Origin of the sequence: Microbacterium resistens NBRC 103078 (assembly GCF_001552355.1) — a bacterium.
Lineage (GTDB): Bacteria > Actinomycetota > Actinomycetes > Actinomycetales > Microbacteriaceae > Microbacterium > Microbacterium resistens.
On record NZ_BCRA01000016.1, the window covers coordinates 15,941 to 30,205 of the forward strand.

General features: G+C 71.5%; 15 protein-coding genes. 2 read left to right on the forward strand and 13 right to left on the reverse strand.

Translation table 11 applies throughout. The features are described from left to right. Positions 1 to 131 precede the first annotated feature (131 nt). The 10 genes from paaE to MR1_RS03505 form a co-directional block, all read right to left on the reverse strand. A complete protein-coding gene (gene paaE, locus MR1_RS03460; RefSeq protein ID WP_084344336.1) occupies positions 132 to 1,391 on the reverse strand; it encodes a 1,2-phenylacetyl-CoA epoxidase subunit PaaE in 1,260 nt (419 codons plus the stop codon). After that, positions 1,391 to 1,882, reverse strand: coding sequence for a 1,2-phenylacetyl-CoA epoxidase subunit PaaD (gene paaD, locus MR1_RS03465; protein ID WP_409366238.1), 492 nt, complete (start codon positions 1,880 to 1,882; stop codon positions 1,391 to 1,393). The genes paaE and paaD overlap by 1 nt, the downstream gene beginning before the upstream one ends. After that, the gene (gene paaC / locus MR1_RS03470) at positions 1,879 to 2,739 is read right to left on the reverse strand and encodes a 1,2-phenylacetyl-CoA epoxidase subunit PaaC (protein ID WP_067243293.1); all 861 of its coding nucleotides are present in this window, start codon (positions 2,737 to 2,739) and stop codon (positions 1,879 to 1,881) included. Before paaC ends, paaD begins: the two co-directional genes overlap by 4 nt. Next, on the reverse strand, positions 2,736 to 3,053 hold the full coding sequence (gene paaB / locus MR1_RS03475; RefSeq protein ID WP_067243294.1) for a 1,2-phenylacetyl-CoA epoxidase subunit PaaB: 318 nt from the start codon (positions 3,051 to 3,053) through the stop codon (positions 2,736 to 2,738). The genes paaC and paaB overlap by 4 nt, the downstream gene beginning before the upstream one ends. Continuing rightward, on the reverse strand, positions 3,050 to 4,027 hold the full coding sequence (gene paaA, locus MR1_RS03480) for a 1,2-phenylacetyl-CoA epoxidase subunit PaaA (RefSeq protein WP_067243295.1): 978 nt from the start codon (positions 4,025 to 4,027) through the stop codon (positions 3,050 to 3,052). The genes paaB and paaA overlap by 4 nt, the downstream gene beginning before the upstream one ends. Before the next feature lie 131 nt (positions 4,028 to 4,158). Next, positions 4,159 to 4,518, reverse strand: coding sequence for a hypothetical protein (locus MR1_RS03485; RefSeq protein ID WP_067243296.1), 360 nt, complete (start codon positions 4,516 to 4,518; stop codon positions 4,159 to 4,161). Positions 4,519 to 4,667: 149 nt separating this feature from the next. Next, on the reverse strand, positions 4,668 to 6,734 hold the full coding sequence (gene paaZ / locus MR1_RS03490) for a phenylacetic acid degradation bifunctional protein PaaZ (RefSeq protein ID WP_067243297.1): 2,067 nt from the start codon (positions 6,732 to 6,734) through the stop codon (positions 4,668 to 4,670). Further along, complete coding sequence (locus MR1_RS03495) at positions 6,719 to 7,612, reverse strand: 3-hydroxyacyl-CoA dehydrogenase family protein (protein ID WP_067243298.1); 894 nt, start codon at positions 7,610 to 7,612, stop codon at positions 6,719 to 6,721. The genes paaZ and MR1_RS03495 overlap by 16 nt, the downstream gene beginning before the upstream one ends. Then, positions 7,609 to 8,349, reverse strand: a complete 741-nt coding sequence (locus MR1_RS03500; protein ID WP_067243299.1) for an enoyl-CoA hydratase/isomerase family protein — start codon at positions 8,347 to 8,349, stop codon at positions 7,609 to 7,611. The genes MR1_RS03495 and MR1_RS03500 overlap by 4 nt, the downstream gene beginning before the upstream one ends. Before the next feature lies 1 nt (position 8,350). Next, positions 8,351 to 9,538 (reverse strand): thiolase family protein, encoded by a 1,188-nt coding sequence (locus tag MR1_RS03505; protein ID WP_067243300.1) that lies wholly within the window; start codon positions 9,536 to 9,538, stop codon positions 8,351 to 8,353. Between the two features lie 191 nt (positions 9,539 to 9,729). On the opposite strand from MR1_RS03505, the gene MR1_RS03510 reads away from it, so the two are divergent. Continuing rightward, positions 9,730 to 10,362, forward strand: coding sequence for a TetR/AcrR family transcriptional regulator (locus MR1_RS03510; RefSeq protein WP_067243301.1), 633 nt, complete (start codon positions 9,730 to 9,732; stop codon positions 10,360 to 10,362). Positions 10,363 to 10,441: 79 nt separating this feature from the next. Here MR1_RS03510 and MR1_RS03515 read toward each other — a convergent pair whose 3' ends face one another. From MR1_RS03515 to MR1_RS03525, 3 genes are all read right to left on the reverse strand, one after another. Continuing rightward, positions 10,442 to 11,092 carry an aquaporin gene (locus MR1_RS03515; protein WP_067243302.1) on the reverse strand — a complete coding sequence of 217 codons (651 nt, stop codon included), beginning with the start codon at positions 11,090 to 11,092 and terminating at the stop codon, positions 10,442 to 10,444. Between the two features lie 255 nt (positions 11,093 to 11,347). After that, positions 11,348 to 12,067, reverse strand: coding sequence for a GntR family transcriptional regulator (locus MR1_RS03520; RefSeq protein ID WP_067243303.1), 720 nt, complete (start codon positions 12,065 to 12,067; stop codon positions 11,348 to 11,350). Further along, complete coding sequence (locus tag MR1_RS03525; RefSeq protein WP_169797643.1) at positions 12,064 to 12,750, reverse strand: GntR family transcriptional regulator; 687 nt, start codon at positions 12,748 to 12,750, stop codon at positions 12,064 to 12,066. The genes MR1_RS03520 and MR1_RS03525 overlap by 4 nt, the downstream gene beginning before the upstream one ends. 242 nt (positions 12,751 to 12,992) lie before the next feature. On the opposite strand from MR1_RS03525, the gene MR1_RS03530 reads away from it, so the two are divergent. Then, a complete protein-coding gene (locus tag MR1_RS03530; RefSeq protein WP_067243305.1) occupies positions 12,993 to 13,751 on the forward strand; it encodes a GntR family transcriptional regulator in 759 nt (252 codons plus the stop codon). The last annotated feature ends 514 nt before the right edge of the window (positions 13,752 to 14,265 follow it).

Here is a 14,265-nt window from a genome sequence, read left to right on the forward strand (position 1 = left end):
TCTCTCATCTCCCGCTCCCCCGCGTCTGCGTCGGTCGAAACCCCCTCCCCCTGTCGAGACCCCCTCTGAATCACGTCCGCGCAAGGGGGTCTCGGCGGGGAGGAGGGGTCTCGACGCACATGGACCGCACCTCACACGTCGTAGTCGACGACGACGCGATCGGAGGTCGGGTGCGACTGGCACGTCAACACGTAGCCGCGGTCGAGCTCTTCCTTCTCCAGCGCGTAGTTCTCGGTCATCGTGACGGACCCCTCGACCAGCCGCGCCCGGCACGTGCCGCACACCCCGCCCGCGCAGGCGTACGGCACGTCCGGCCGCACCCGCAGGGCGGCGTTCAGGATCGACTCGTCCGCGGAGACGGGCGTCTCGACGGACCCGGACTGGCCGTCGAGCGTGAACGCGATCGTGCGCGCCGGCTCGTCCTCGAGCGCCTCGACCGGGCGTCCGCCCTCCGGCCGCTCCCGGCCGGGCTCTCCCGTCGTGAACAGTTCGTAGCGCACGTGCCGACGGTCCACTCCGCTGTCGGCGAGCACGTCGCGACAGAGCTGGACGAGATCGAACGGCCCGCACAGGAACCACTCGTCCACGGAGCTCGGAGGGATCAGCCGATCCAGGATGCCGCGCAGCCGCTCCTCGTCGATCCGCCCGGACAGAAGCGGCGCGCTGCGCTGTTCGCGCGTGAGGACGTGGTGAACGGCGAACCGCGTCGGAAAGCGGTCCTTCAGATCGGCGAGGTCGTCCAGGAACATAACGTCCGTGGCGCGGCGGTTGGTGTAGACGAGGTCGAAGCGGGCGCTGTCGGATCGCGCGAGGACAGAGGCGGCGAGCGCCATGAGCGGCGTGATCCCGGAGCCGGCAGCGATCCCGGCGATGCGGGCGCCGTCGAGATCCGCGAGTGACGACGTGAACGTGCCCTGCGGGCTCATCACGTCGATCCCCTGCCCCGGACGCAGCGCGCTGTGCGCCCACGTGGAGAACCGCCCGCCGCGGTCCCGCTTGATCGCCACGCTGATGCGCGAGCCGCCGCTTCCCGACGCCCCTCCGTGAGCCTCCGGGGCTCGGCAGAGCGAATAGGAGCGGCGCACCTCCTGGCCGTCGATCCGCGTCCGCAGGGCCACATGCTGCCCGGCGAGGTAGTCGAACTCGCCGGCCAGCTCGGGCGGGACGGCGAACGTCACCTCGATGGCGTCCGTCGTGAGCGGGCGGATGGACGCCACGGTCAGCCGGTGGAACCGGGCACGCGGACGACGCCGCGGCTCGTCGCCGTCCGCTGCCTCCGCTGCGCGATCGGTCGAGCCGCCCACCAGTCCCCGCAGCAGTGCACCGGCGACGCGCTCGGCATCGGCCGCGGGTGCGGTGCTCGGGGGCGCCGGTGTCCACAGGCTCGTCATCAGAACGCCTTGAAGTGGTCGAAGGGCTCTCCGCACGAGCGGCACTCGTAGAGCGCCTTGCACGAGGTCGACCCGAAGCGGGACACCTCGTGGGTCTCCGGCGATCCGCACCTCGGACAACGCACCCGCAGGACGACCGGAACCGGTCCGCTCCCGCGGGTCGCCGCAGCGGAACCCGACGGCGGCGCGATCCCGTACTCGGTCAGCTTCCGCCGACCGGCAGCGGTCATCCAGTCGGTCGTCCACGCCGGCGAAAGCACGAGGCGCACGTCGACGTCGCCGAACCCTGCGTGCGTCAGCGACAGGATCAGGTCGTCACGGATCGCGTCCATCGCAGGACAGCCGCTGTACGTCGGCGTGATGTCCACGCGCACCCGACCGTCGTCGACCTGGATACGCCGCAGCACACCGAGATCCTCGATCGTCAGCACGGGGACCTCGGGATCCGGCACCGCTGCCGCGACCTCCCAGGCCCGTTCCTCGACGGTCACCACGACGCCCCCGGATGCTGCCGGGCGAGCACCTGCATCTCCGCGAGGAGATGCCCGAGGTGCGGCGCGTGGGATCCCCGCCGTCCTCCTCCCGCCGCCTCCGCGACCACCGGCAGGGCGTCGTCGAGCCCCGCCTCGCTCAGGACCGCCGCGATCACCGCGTCGTATCCCGGGCGCAGCGAAGACGGACGCACGGCGACTCCCGCGTGCGGCGCCGAGAGTCGATCGGTGAGCGGGTCGTCTCGGAACAGCTCGGCCGCATAGGGAAGCATGTCGCCGAGCCCCCGGATCATCCGTCGGCGTGACTGCTCCGTTCCCCCCGCCAGGCGCAGCACCCACTGGACGGCGTGGTCGCGGTGATAGTCCGCCTCTTTGCGGGCCTTCTCGGCCACGGCGGCGAGCATCGCGTCCGTGCTCTCGCGGAGGGCTCCGTAGAGCTCGACGAAGTACGCCGCGGCGATCAGCTGGCGTGCGATCGTGTGAGCGAAGTCGCCGTTGGGCTGTTCCATGAGCCACGCGCTGCGGAACTCCGCCTCATCCCGGAAGTACGCGAGGTCGTCCTCGCTGCGCCCGTCCCAGCTCCCGGCGTAGCGCAGCAGAGACCGGGCGTGGCCGAGGAGGTCGAGCGCGATGTTCGCGAGCGCGACGTCCTCTTCCAGCTCCGGCGCACGGGTGACCCAGCCGGCCAGCTGCTGGCTGAGGATCAACGCATCGTCGCCCAGCCGGAGGGCATACTCGGCCACGTCCGCCGACGGGGCACGACTCTCCTCCCCGGCGAACTCGGCCGAGAGCGGGAGCTCGTCGACCGTGACGTCCCCGTGCGGGCCTTCCGGCGGCCGCGGCGATCCGGCGCTCACAGGTGCGGCACCCCCTCGGAGGCGGTGTAGTACACGGCGTGGCGGTAGTTCTTCCCGGCAGGGCTCTCGAAAAAGGCGTCCTTCGCGTCCGGATCGCTCGCCGTGATCGCCGCGGCCGGGACCACCCAGAGGGAGGTCCCTTCGTTGCGCCGGGTGTAGAGATCCCTCGCGTTGCGCACGGCCATCTCGGCGTCGGGCGCGTGCAGGGAGCCGACATGCACGTGACTCAGCCCCCGGCTGGCGCGGACGAACACCTCGAAGAGGGGCCACTCCTCCGCGCCGTGCCCGCGGATCGATGCGTCGGGCATGCTCATGCCGCCTCCGCCTGTTCTTGTGCCGCGCGCTTGCGGGCGTACTCCGCCGCGGCCTCACGCACCCAGGCGCCGTCCTCGTGCGCGTCCCGCCGCCGTTGCAGCCGCTCGGCATTGCACGGCCCGTGTCCGCGCAGCACCGCGAAGAAGTCGTCCCAGTCGATCTCGCCCATCTCGTACCGCTCGGTCTCGGAATCCCAGCGCAGGTCGGGGTCCGGAAGCGTCACGCCGAGGACCTCCGCCTGCGGCACGAGCATGGCCACGAAGCGCTGGCGCAGCTCGTCGTTCGAGAACCGCTTGATCTTCCACGCCATCGACTGCGCCGAGTTCGGCGACTGATCATCGGGCGGCCCGAACATCGCCAGGCTGGGCCAGTACCAGCGGTTCACCGCGTCCCGGGCCATCCGCCGCTGCGCCGGCGTGCCCTGCATCAGCGCGAGGAGGATCTCGAACCCTTGACGCTGGTGGAACGACTCCTCCTTGCAGATGCGGACCATGGCACGCCCGTACGGCCCGTAGGACGCGCGGCACAGCGGCACCTGGTTGCAGATGGCCGCGCCGTCGACCAGCCATCCGATCGCCCCCATGTCCGCCCACGTCGGGGTCGGGTAGTTGAAGATCGAGGAGTACTTCGCCTCGCCGTCGATGAGCTGCCGCGTCATCTCCTCCCGGGTGATCCCGAGGGTCTGCGCAGCGGAATAGAGGTACAGACCGTGCCCGGCCTCGTCCTGGACCTTGGCGAGCAGGATCGCCTTGCGCCTGAGGCTCGGCGCACGGGTGATCCAGTTGCCCTCGGGCTGCATGCCGATGATCTCGGAGTGCGCATGCTGGGAGATCTGGCGGATCAACGTCCTGCGGTAGGCGTCGGGCATCCAGTCGCGCGGCTCGATCCGCTGCTCTTCGGCGATGAGCGCGTCGAAGAGTGCCTGCTGCTCCGCGTCGACCGGCGGTGCGTCGCGCTCGGTCCGGGTCGTCATCATCGACTCCTCCAGGAATTACCTAACGATCGTACAGTAATTATGACACACGCCCTCGTCCGTAGCGATGGCACGCGCGACGACATGCCGTCGCGGCGGCGACCACGACTCGACGCCAGCCCTGCTCGGACTCAGCGGCGCGTCTGCAACTGCGGCCGCGGCCCCTCCCAGCGCGCCACCGAGACCTTGACGTCGACGAGCTCGGCCTGCACGTCGTCGATCCGACGCGACAGCTTCTCCTCCACGCCGTCGATCCGATGCGACAGCTTCTCCTCCACGTCATCAATCCGACGCGACAGCTTCTCCTCCACGTCATCAATCCGACGTGACAGCTTCTCCTCCACGTCGTCGATCCGATGCGAGAGTCGGGCCTCCACGCCGTCGATCCGGCGGAGCATCCAGGCGAAGCCGACGAACATCGAGGACCCGAGGGTCACCACGAGCCCCAGCCCGGTGATCATCGTCGCGAGGATCTCGATCGACATGTACACGCCCCCATTCTGGCGCGCAATCCGACGCCACGCCAGAGACGGTATCGCCCCGTCCGGACGCACCGCCGCGGTGGGACGTGGTCTGTGCACAGCTCGCTCCCGCTCCCCGGTGTGCAGGACGAGGGCGCAGGACGACGATTCCGTCCGTGTCAGCCCGCCGCGGGCTCCTTCTCCACCAGCGTCAGCACGTCGTAGGTCGCCACGACCTCGTCCCGCTGGTTGTGGATCACGGCGTCCCAGCGCACCTCTCCGTACTCCTCGGTCTCCCGCGGGGTGATCTGCTTGGCGGTGAGGGTCACCCGGATCGCATCGCCCGGCCTGACCGGGGTGACGAAGCGCAGGTTCTCCAGACCGTAGTTCGCGAGCACCGGTCCGGGCTCCGGCGAGACGAACAGCCCGGCCGCCCAGGAGACCAGCAGGTAGCCATGCGCCACGCGCCCGCCGAAGAACGGGTTGGCCGCGGCGGCCTCCTCGTCCATGTGCGCATAGAAGGTGTCTCCCGTCGAGTGCGCGAAGGCCTCCACGTCCTCCAGCGACAGCTCCCGCAGCCCGGACTCCACTTGATCGCCCAGGCGGAGCTCGGCCAGGGACTTGCGGAACGGGTGCTGCGCGCTGTCCGTGCCCGCGCCCGTGTGCCAGATGCCGGTGATCGCGGTCAGGATCTCCGGGGTCCCCTGTACGGCGGTGCGCTGCATGTGGTGCAGGACGGCGCGGATGCCGCCGAGCTCCTCGCCGCCGCCCGCCCGCCCCGGCCCGCCGTGCACGAGGTGCGGCACCGGCGCCCCGTGCCCCGTGGAGGTCCGGGCGTCGTCCCGGTTGAGGAACAGCACGCGGCCGTTGTACGCGGCGATGCCCGCCAGCAGCGTCGCCGCGGTGGCCGGGTCGCGGGTGGCGACGCTCGTGACCAGCGAGCCGCCCCCCTCGCCGACGAGTCGGGCCGCGTCCTCCAGGTCCGCATACTCCAGGACGCTCGCGACCGGCCCGAAAGCCTCGATCCGGTGCACCGCCGGCGTCCTCGGGTCCGCGAAGCCGATCAGCGTCGGGGCGACGAACGCCCCGTCCGGCGCCGGCCCCGTGCTGCCGTCCGCACGACGGACCTCCGGCTCGGAGACGTCGCCCAGGAGCAGCTCTCCCCCGGCCGCCCGCAGCGCGTCGACCTGCCGCCGCACCTCGTCGCGCTGTGCGACCGAGACGAGCGGGCCCATCGTGACCCCCTCCCCCCGCGGATCGCCGAGGACGACCCGCTCCTCGAGCTTCGCCCGCAGTGCGTCGGCGAGCGGCGCCGACATCCCCGCGGGGACGATCGCCCGGCGGATCGCGGTGCACTTCTGCCCCGCCTTGGTGGTCAGCTCGACGAGGAGCTGTGTCACGTACGCATCGAACTCGGGGGTGTCCGGGGTCGCATCCGGGCCCAGCACGGAGGCGTTGATCGAGTCCGTCTCGCTCGTGAACCGGACCCCCTCCGGGGTTTGCCCGCGAAGACCCTCCGCGGTGCTCGCACTGCCGGTGAAGGCCACGAGGTCGCCGAGGCGCAGGCGCTCGAGGAGGCCCGGGACGGCTCCCGAGATCAGCTGCAGCGTTCCGTCCGGCACGAGTCCGGCGTCGACGAGGATCCGCACCCACGCCTCCGCGATGTACGCGGTCGGGGTCGCGGGCTTGACGATAGTGGGGACCCCCGCGAGGAAGGCGGGCGCGAACTTCTCCAGGGCGCCCCACACGGGGAAGTTGAAGGCGTTGATCTGGAGCACGGCCCCCGGGAGCCTCGTGTAGACGTGCCGCCCGAGGAAGGACCCGTCCTTGGACAGCGGCTCGGCCGGGCCGTCCACGACGACCTGCGCGTTCGGCAGCTCCCTGCGCCCCTTCGACGAATACGTGAACAGGACACCGATGCCGCCGTCGATGTCGTTCGCCGAGTCGCGCAGGGTGGACCCGGCGCGCAAGGACAGCGCGTACAGCTCTTCCTTGTGCTCGGTGAGCACGAGCGCCATCTGTTTGAGGAGGAGCGCCCGCTGGTGGAACGTCAGCGCCCCGAGGCTGCGCTGCCCCACGGAGCGGGCGTGGGCCAGCGCGCCCTCGAGATCGATCCCGGTCGCATCGACCCGGACGATCTCCTCCCCCGTGGACGCGTCCCGGACGACGACGCCGCCCTCGCCCGCCGGTGTCCACCACGATCCCTGCACGAAGCTGGGCAGCACCTCGGTCACGACGGGCTCCATTCGTAGAATCCTCGGCCGCTCTTGCGACCGAGCCTGCCGTCGGCGACCATGTCGCGCAGCAGGCGGGGCGGAGCGAAGCGCTCGCCGAACGCGGCGTGCAGCTCCTCCGCGATGCCCAGACGCACGTCGAGGCCGACGAGGTCCGTGGTCCGGAGGGGACCGGCGGGATGCCGGTAGCCGAGCTCCATCGCCGCGTCGATGTCGGCGGGCGTCGCGACGCCCTCCTCGACCATGCGGATCGCCTCGAGCGCAAGGGCGACGCCGAGACGGCTGGACGCGAACCCGGGGGCGTCCCGCACCACGATCGCGGTCTTGCCCAGGGCGGCCGCCCAGGTCCGCGCCGCCTCGACCAGGGCGGCGTCCGTCGCGGTCCCGGTCACGATCTCGATGAGGGCGGACGAGGGCACGGGGTTGAAGAAGTGCAGCCCGAGGAACCGATCGGGTCGGGCCAGAGCCGCGGCGAGATCGTCGATCGGGATGGACGACGTGTTCGTCGCCAGTACGGCGTGCGGGGCGGCGCCCTCGATGCGACGCAGGGTCTCGGTCTTCAGCCGCCGGTCCTCCGGGACGGCTTCGATCACGAGGTCCCTATCCGCCAGCAGGGTCGGTGCGGTGCCGGTGACGAGCCGCGCGAACGCCTCGTCGACGCCCCGAACCGTGCCGCCGCGCTCGACCGAGCGGCGGATGCTCTCCGCGATCCGCTCTCCCGCCGAGCGGGCCGCTTCCTCGTCGCGCTCCACCACGACGACGTGGGATCCGGCGAGGAGGAAGGCGTGCGCGATCCCGGCGCCCATCCGGCCGCCGCCCATCACACCGACGCGCGCGGGGGCCGGCTCCCGGTCCGCCTCGCCTGCGCCCGTGGCGTCCGCCTCGCTCATCGACGACTCCTCCGTTCCAGGAATGCGGTCATGCGCCGGTGCTTCTCCGGGCTTTCGAAGAGATCGGCCTGGAGCTCGAGCTCGAGCTCCGGGTGCGCGTCGCTCTCCTCCCGCAGGGCCGTCTTGGTGTGCCGCGTCGCGGCAGGATCCGCCCGGGCGATCCGCTCGGCGATCGCGTGCGCCGCAGCGCGGAGGTCGCCGGGCTCGTGCAGGGAGGACACCAGCCCCCAGGCGAGGGCCTCGTCTCCCGTCAGGATGCGCCCGGTGAGGAGGAGCTCGGCAGCCCGGGCCGCGCCGACGATCTCCGGCAGTCGCCAGGTCGCACCCGCGGCCGCGATGATGCCCAGTCCGGTCTCCGGATTCCCGATCCGAAGACCCGGCGTGCCGATCCGGATGTCGGCCGCATAGGCGAGCTCCGCGCCGCCGCCGAGCGCATAGCCGTCGAGCGCCGCCACGACCGGCATCGGAAGCGCGCGGACCCGCTGGAACGCGTGCGTGTTGATCCCCCGGCGCGCATCGTCGGCGCCGCGCTCGCGAAGCTCGGCGATATCGGCGCCGGAGGCGAAGACCCCGCCCTCGCCGGTGAGGATGAGCGTCCGCGGCTCCGCTTCCAGCTCGGCGCACAGCGCGTGCAGCTGGTCGATCATCGCCTGGTCGATGGCGTTGCGGGTGTCAGGTCGGTCGAGCGTCGCCACGACGACGTCGGGGGCGCGTTCGATCCGGAGGGACGCCGCCATGTCACACCCGCTCCAGGATCATCGCCGTGCCCTGGCCGACGCCCACACACATCGTGGCCAGACCGTACCGCGCCCCCTCGCGCTCCATCCGCCCGAGCAGCGTCACGAGGATCCGACAGCCGCTGGAGCCGAGCGGATGCCCGAGCGCGATCGCCCCGCCGTCGGCGTTGACGCGCGCAGGATCCAGGCCCAGGCGACGGATGACGGCGAGCGCCTGGGTCGCGAACGCCTCGTTCAGTTCGACGGCGCCGATGTCCGCCACGGACAGGCCCGCTCTCTCCAACGCCTTCCCGGTCGCCGGCACCGGACCGAGCCCCATGATCTCGGGAGCGAGGGCCGCGGTGGCGGAGGAGACGATCCGGGCCCGGGGAGAGAGCCCGTGGCGGTTCACGGCGGACTCCGACGTGACCACCAGCGCGGAGGCACCGTCGCTGAGCGGGCTGGCGTTGCCCGCAGTGACGAGAGACCCGCCCGGGACGACGGCCGGCAGCCGAGCGAGCGCCTCGAGAGTCGTGTCCCGGCGCGGCCCCTCGTCCGTCTCGACGGTGTGACCGCCCGAGGTGGTCACGGGGAGGGTCTCCGCGGCGAACCTCCCGGCGTCGAGGGCCGCGACCGCGCGACGGTGACTCTCCAGCGCGAACGCGTCGGCGTCCTCCCGCGTGATCCGGTCGATCCGCCCGACCTCCTCGGCGGTCTCCGGCATGGAGGACGTCGCCCGGTCCCTCGCGAGCAGGCGCGGGTTCGTGAAGCGCCACCCGATCGCCGTGTCGAAGGCGGCGCCCGGCTTCGCCCAGGCGCGCTCCGGCTTGGCCTGGACCCAGGGCGCCCTCGTCATCGATTCCACGCCGCCGGCGACCAGCGCGTCGGCGTCACCGGCGCGGATGGCCTGGGCGGCGAGCGCGACGGCCGTCATCCCGGAGGCGCACAGCCGGTTCACCGTCATGCCCGGCACCGTGTCCGGAAGCGCCGCGAGGAGCACAGACATGCGCGCGACGTTGCGGTTGTCCTCACCCGCCTGGTTCGCGGCGCCGAGCACGACCTCGTCCACGGCGTCGACCGGCAGCGCCGCACGTTCGACGGCGGCACGGACGACGAGGGCCGCGAGGTCGTCCGCCCGCACCGAGGCGAGCGCTCCGCCGTAGCGCCCGACGGGCGTCCGCACGCCGCCGACCAGATAGGCCTCGGGCATCGTGACCTCCTGCGACGGTGCGGGGCGGATCGTCCTCGTCGGCGGGCTCGGGCGCTCGCTCGGCGCCCTGAGCTTTTCCTACCGATCGTTCAGTAATCTTCGCAGACCGGGGGTCACGGCGGCAACCCGTGGCTCGCCCGCGATCGTCCGTCCGCGCGGCGGCGACCGCCGGACGGTGCGAGACTGGGTCGATGACCCCCGATGCCGAGCGCGCGTCCGCCGACGCGCCGACCGCGACGGCACCGCGGCGCGGCCGGCCGGGCTATGACCGGGACCAGGTGCTCGCCGCCGCGGTGCTGCTGTTCACCCAGCGCGGTTACGACGCGACCAGCGTCTCCGACATCACGGGACGACTGGGCGTGTCCAAGGCCGCGCTCTACCACCACTTCTCCTCGAAGGAGGAGATGCTCCGCATCGCGCTCGACTCCGCTCTCGGTTCGCTCGAGCAGGTGCTCGAGACCGCACTGCGGTCACCGGGATCGGCCACGTCCCGTCTGGAACAGGTCGTCACCGGCGCCGTGCACGTGCTGACCGACGAGCTGCCGACCGTCACTCTGCTTCTTCGCGTCCGCGGCAACAGCGAGGTGGAGCTCGCCGCGATGCAGCGACGGCGGACGTTCGACCAGCGGGTCAGCGCCCTCGTGGCCGAGGCCCAGGGCGAGGGCGGCGTGCGGGACGACATCGAGCCGGCGCTCCTGACGCGGTTCGTGTTCGGCATGATCAACTCCCTCGTGGAGTGGTACCGGCCCGAGGGCCCCGTCCTTCCGGACGACATCGCCGCCGACGTCGTGCAGGTGGCGATGACGGGGCTCCGCGGCCGCTGACGACGACAGCCGCCGTGTCGATGCCCGGGGCATCGACACGGCGGCTGTCAGGTGATCGTGCGCTCGAGAGAGCGCCGGGTCACTCCGCGGCGGCGATCTTCTTCGCGTCGTCCGTGTTCAGCAGACGGAAGGCGAGCGCGGCCACGATCGCGCCCACCACGGGGGCGAGGATGTAGAGCCACAGCGCGCTCCAGGCGAACTGCCCGCTGATCGACAGCCCCAGGGCCACGGCCGGGTTGAACCCGCCGCCGGAGACGCCGCCGACCGCGACGGCGCCGACGAACACCGTGCCGCCGATCGCGAGGCCGTAGAACGAGTTGCCGGCGGTGTCCTTGGACGTCGCGACGTTCAGCACCACCCAGACCAGGACGAGCGTGAACAGCGCCTCGGCGAGGAACGCCGGGCCGATCTCGATCTGGGTGGGCTCCGCGGCGCGGGGCCACAGGGCGAAGCTCGCGAGCGCGGCGAGGGCGCCGCCGACGAACTGGGCCACAATGTAGGCGATGAGGTCGCCGACGCTCAGGCCGCCGCGCAGGAACACCCCGACCGAGACGGCGGGGTTCAGGTGCGCGCCGGAGATGTGCCCGGTCGCGAAGACGAGCACGCCGAGCGCGAGGCCGATCGCGAGCGGTGCGAGCGCGTTGCCGCTGTTGACGGCTCCGATGATGCTGAAGACGAAGAGGAAGGTCGCGAGCGCCTCAGCGGTCGCCTTCCGTGCCGTACCGGTCATGGTGATGCCCTTTCTCGTGGGTTCATCCGAATGAGGGCGATGCTCGCCCGCGCGCCGTGCGGGGTCGAAGGCCCGATCGGCGCGACCAGAATATCGACATCTGAGTGTTTCCTGTGTGTTTGCCGCACGTCCGCGTCGGCGTGTGACGACGAGGACGCGGACTCCCGCCCCCCGGCCCGTCGCGAGACCGCGCGGCGACGGATGCGGCGCACGCCGGCGCGGACCCGCCTCGTCACGGCTCTGCGAACCGCACGGTCAGGCCTCCAGGGCGCCGCTCAGCACGGCGATCGCGTCGGCCGAGGAACGCCCCTCGGCGTCGTGCGCGGTCAGCGCGTCGATCGCGTCCTGGTACAGACGGAACACGATGGCGTAGGCGGCATCCGCATCCCGCTCGACGAATGCGCGGTACACCGCGTGGAAGCCGACGGCAGACGGGAACGGACGATCGATCTCCTCGAAGTACGCCTCCAGTCGCGGGCGCACGACGTCGTCCATGTCCATGAGCGCCTCGTTGTCGGACATGCGCATCGACTCATCGCGGAACTCGATGCACCCGCGCATGACGTCCTTCGGGCGGTCCTTCGCGAGGGCGGAGTCGATCCGTCGCAGCAGGGCGGCGAGATGATCGAGGTCGTCCTGGGAGCGTCGCTGCGCCGCAAGATGACAGCCGTACGCCGACACCTGCTGCGCGACGACGAAAAGGTCGGTCACGTCCTGGTAGCCGCACTCGGCCACGCGGGCTGCCGACCGGGGTCCGCCCGGGGTGGCGAGGCCCTCGTCGATCAGGTTCTGCACGGCCGGACGGACGGCGGCGCGCCCCACGCCGTGCGCGTCGCCGATCTGCCGTTCGGAGAGCACGCTGCCGGCCCGACGCCGGCCCGAGATGATCTCGCGCCGCAGGGCCTGCGCCACGCGGGCCGCCTCGTCCGAGGAGTGCGTCCTGGCGCCCTCCGCCTTGGTCATCGTCGTCGTCACCCGCGCCCCCCTCCGTCGACACCGGAAGCCGCCGACGCGGCCTCCTCCAATCCGCGAAGGGCGCGGTCCACGCCGACGCGCTGGATCCGCGACTCCTCCTCCTCCAGCAGGCTCACCGCGGCCTCCACGTCGCGCGCGACCAGGGCGTCCATCAGCGCGTGGAGCCATCTCCGCGCGTCGGTGCGCGGCTCGATCGCCGCAGCCAGCACCCGCTGGCGGATCTCGAAGCGCGCCATCGCCTGTTGGAAGACGCGGTTGCGCGTGGCCGCGATGAGGCGCTGCTGCACATCCGCGAGGATCTCCTCCGCCGCGGCGGGGTCCTCATCGGACAGCTCGGCCAGCCTCGCCTTGCCGTCACGCAGTTCCTCGTCCGTGGCGTGCGCGACGACGAGCTTGACGAACAGCACGGCGAACGCCCCCTGGACCTCGCGGGCGTCCGCGATCTCTCGGGGGCGATGCGTGCTCTTCACCACCGCACCTCGATTGCGCCGGTGCTCGACGAACCCTTCGCGCTCCAGAAGGTCGAGCGCGACACGCGCGGGCGTGCGGCTCACACCGAACTCGGCGGCGATGTCGGCCTCGACCAGCCGCGCCCCGTCGGCGATCTCGCCGCGGACGATGCGCCCTCGCAAGGCGTCCGCGATCCGCCGCGTGTGGTCGCCCGCGGCATGGAAGTCAGTCATGGCCACTATTTTGGCATGCGACCTAACCATCGCGATCTCCCTTTGCTCTTGCGGGCGAGGAAGCCTCGCGTGCCGCGCCTTCTCCCAGCCCGACCCGAGCGCGACCTGGCGAGCTTTCTCGCCACCCACCGTTGTGCCACCGGGTCGCCGTACGGAATCCGCTGTGCGAATGCTCCACACATTTCGTGAATACTGGCGTGCAATCTATCCACCATCCACCCACGGTTCACTATGCTCGGAACATGGCTTCTGTCACCCGCCTCGTCGAAGAGGGCGCGTCGTCGCCCGAGCACGGGGCGACGCCCCCGGACGCCGCCCCGGCACTTCGCGGACTGGAACGGATCACCCTCTCGCCCCATCGGCTGAGCGACGCGGTGTTCGACATCCTCGCGGGCGCCATCGCGACTCGGCAGCTCCCGCCCGGCACGCGCCTCGCCCTGCCGGCCCTGTCGGCGGAGCTCGGGGTCTCGCGGATGCCGGTCCGCGACGCCCTGCTGCGCCTCGAGCAGATCGGCTTGGTCGAACTCGCCGCCAACCGCTTCTCGCGGGTCACGCCATCCACGCGTCGCTCGTCGGATCTGTCGGTGAGATTCGCGTGCGATCTGACCGGCAGCACTCTGCGCTACATCGTTCCCGAACTGAGTTCCGCGCAACGCCGCCACCTGATCGAAGACGTCGTCGCCATCGAGGAGGCGCTGGGATCACACAGGATCACCGACGTCCTCGCGTCCTTCTCCGCGGGCATCGAGCGCCTCGCAGAACTGGCCGAGGGCACGCCGTACGGCGCTGCCCTGTCGCACATGCGATTCGCTTTGATGCGCGACATGTTCGCCTACCGAGTCGCCGCGCCGCTTGCCCCCGATCTCGGCGCGACCTTCGAGAGGCTTCGCCGCGCCATCCAGGACGGCGAGGGTGAGGAGGCGGCTGCCGCGGTGCAGGGACTCCAGTCCATCCTGGCCCCCGCCGACGACGTCCCCAACAACGACCTCGGGAGTCGGTGAGGCGCACCCGCGCGCGACACCGGTCGCGGCACGTCCCGACCGATCACACTGACGAGCCTGCGCCGTGCTCGCAGGCCTCCGGTACCGCGAACACGCGATGACACGTCCTCCCCCGGCGATCGTTCGTGGCCGGCGACGGTGCCCGTCATCGGCCCGACGCATCCGCGTCGCGTCGGCCTTCGTACGCATGGCCAGGGAACGGCGCCCGGCGCCGACATGGACGGCCCGGCTTCGAGGCCTGGGGAGGTGACTCTCTGCCGCTTCGAGGTTCTGGCATGCCATCGAATCTCACCGATGACGGGCACTGGCCAGTGTAGCCCAGCTCATCGCGCGAGTCGATACAGAACTCCGGCGAAAAGTCTATGCCGTGGCGCGCATCTAACTGGAACGCAATCATGGACAACGCATCGATTCTCTGGCATACTCTTCACGGGCCGCTTCGCGCTCCGTGGCAGAGGACACCCTCTGCCCCACGCGAGGACCCCGTCGACGCGGCCACCCGGAGGAAAGACCG

What these genes read in the sequence shown, in the direction of transcription:
- MR1_RS03510 (WP_067243301.1), top strand. Translation starts at nt 9,730, where the DNA reads ATGACCCCCGATGCCGAGCGCGCGTCCGCCGACGCGCCGACCGCGACG.
- MR1_RS03500 (WP_067243299.1), bottom strand. Translation starts at nt 8,349, where the DNA reads ATGGCGGCGTCCCTCCGGATCGAACGCGCCCCCGACGTCGTCGTGGCG.
- MR1_RS03530 (WP_067243305.1), top strand. Translation starts at nt 12,993, where the DNA reads ATGGCTTCTGTCACCCGCCTCGTCGAAGAGGGCGCGTCGTCGCCCGAG.
- MR1_RS03505 (WP_067243300.1), bottom strand. Translation starts at nt 9,538, where the DNA reads ATGCCCGAGGCCTATCTGGTCGGCGGCGTGCGGACGCCCGTCGGGCGC.
- paaA (WP_067243295.1), bottom strand. Translation starts at nt 4,027, where the DNA reads ATGACGACCCGGACCGAGCGCGACGCACCGCCGGTCGACGCGGAGCAG.
- paaE (WP_084344336.1), bottom strand. Translation starts at nt 1,391, where the DNA reads ATGACGAGCCTGTGGACACCGGCGCCCCCGAGCACCGCACCCGCGGCC.
- MR1_RS03495 (WP_067243298.1), bottom strand. Translation starts at nt 7,612, where the DNA reads ATGAGCGAGGCGGACGCCACGGGCGCAGGCGAGGCGGACCGGGAGCCG.
- MR1_RS03525 (WP_169797643.1), bottom strand. Translation starts at nt 12,750, where the DNA reads ATGACTGACTTCCATGCCGCGGGCGACCACACGCGGCGGATCGCGGAC.
- MR1_RS03515 (WP_067243302.1), bottom strand. Translation starts at nt 11,092, where the DNA reads ATGACCGGTACGGCACGGAAGGCGACCGCTGAGGCGCTCGCGACCTTC.
- paaB (WP_067243294.1), bottom strand. Translation starts at nt 3,053, where the DNA reads ATGAGCATGCCCGACGCATCGATCCGCGGGCACGGCGCGGAGGAGTGG.
- paaZ (WP_067243297.1), bottom strand. Translation starts at nt 6,734, where the DNA reads ATGGAGCCCGTCGTGACCGAGGTGCTGCCCAGCTTCGTGCAGGGATCG.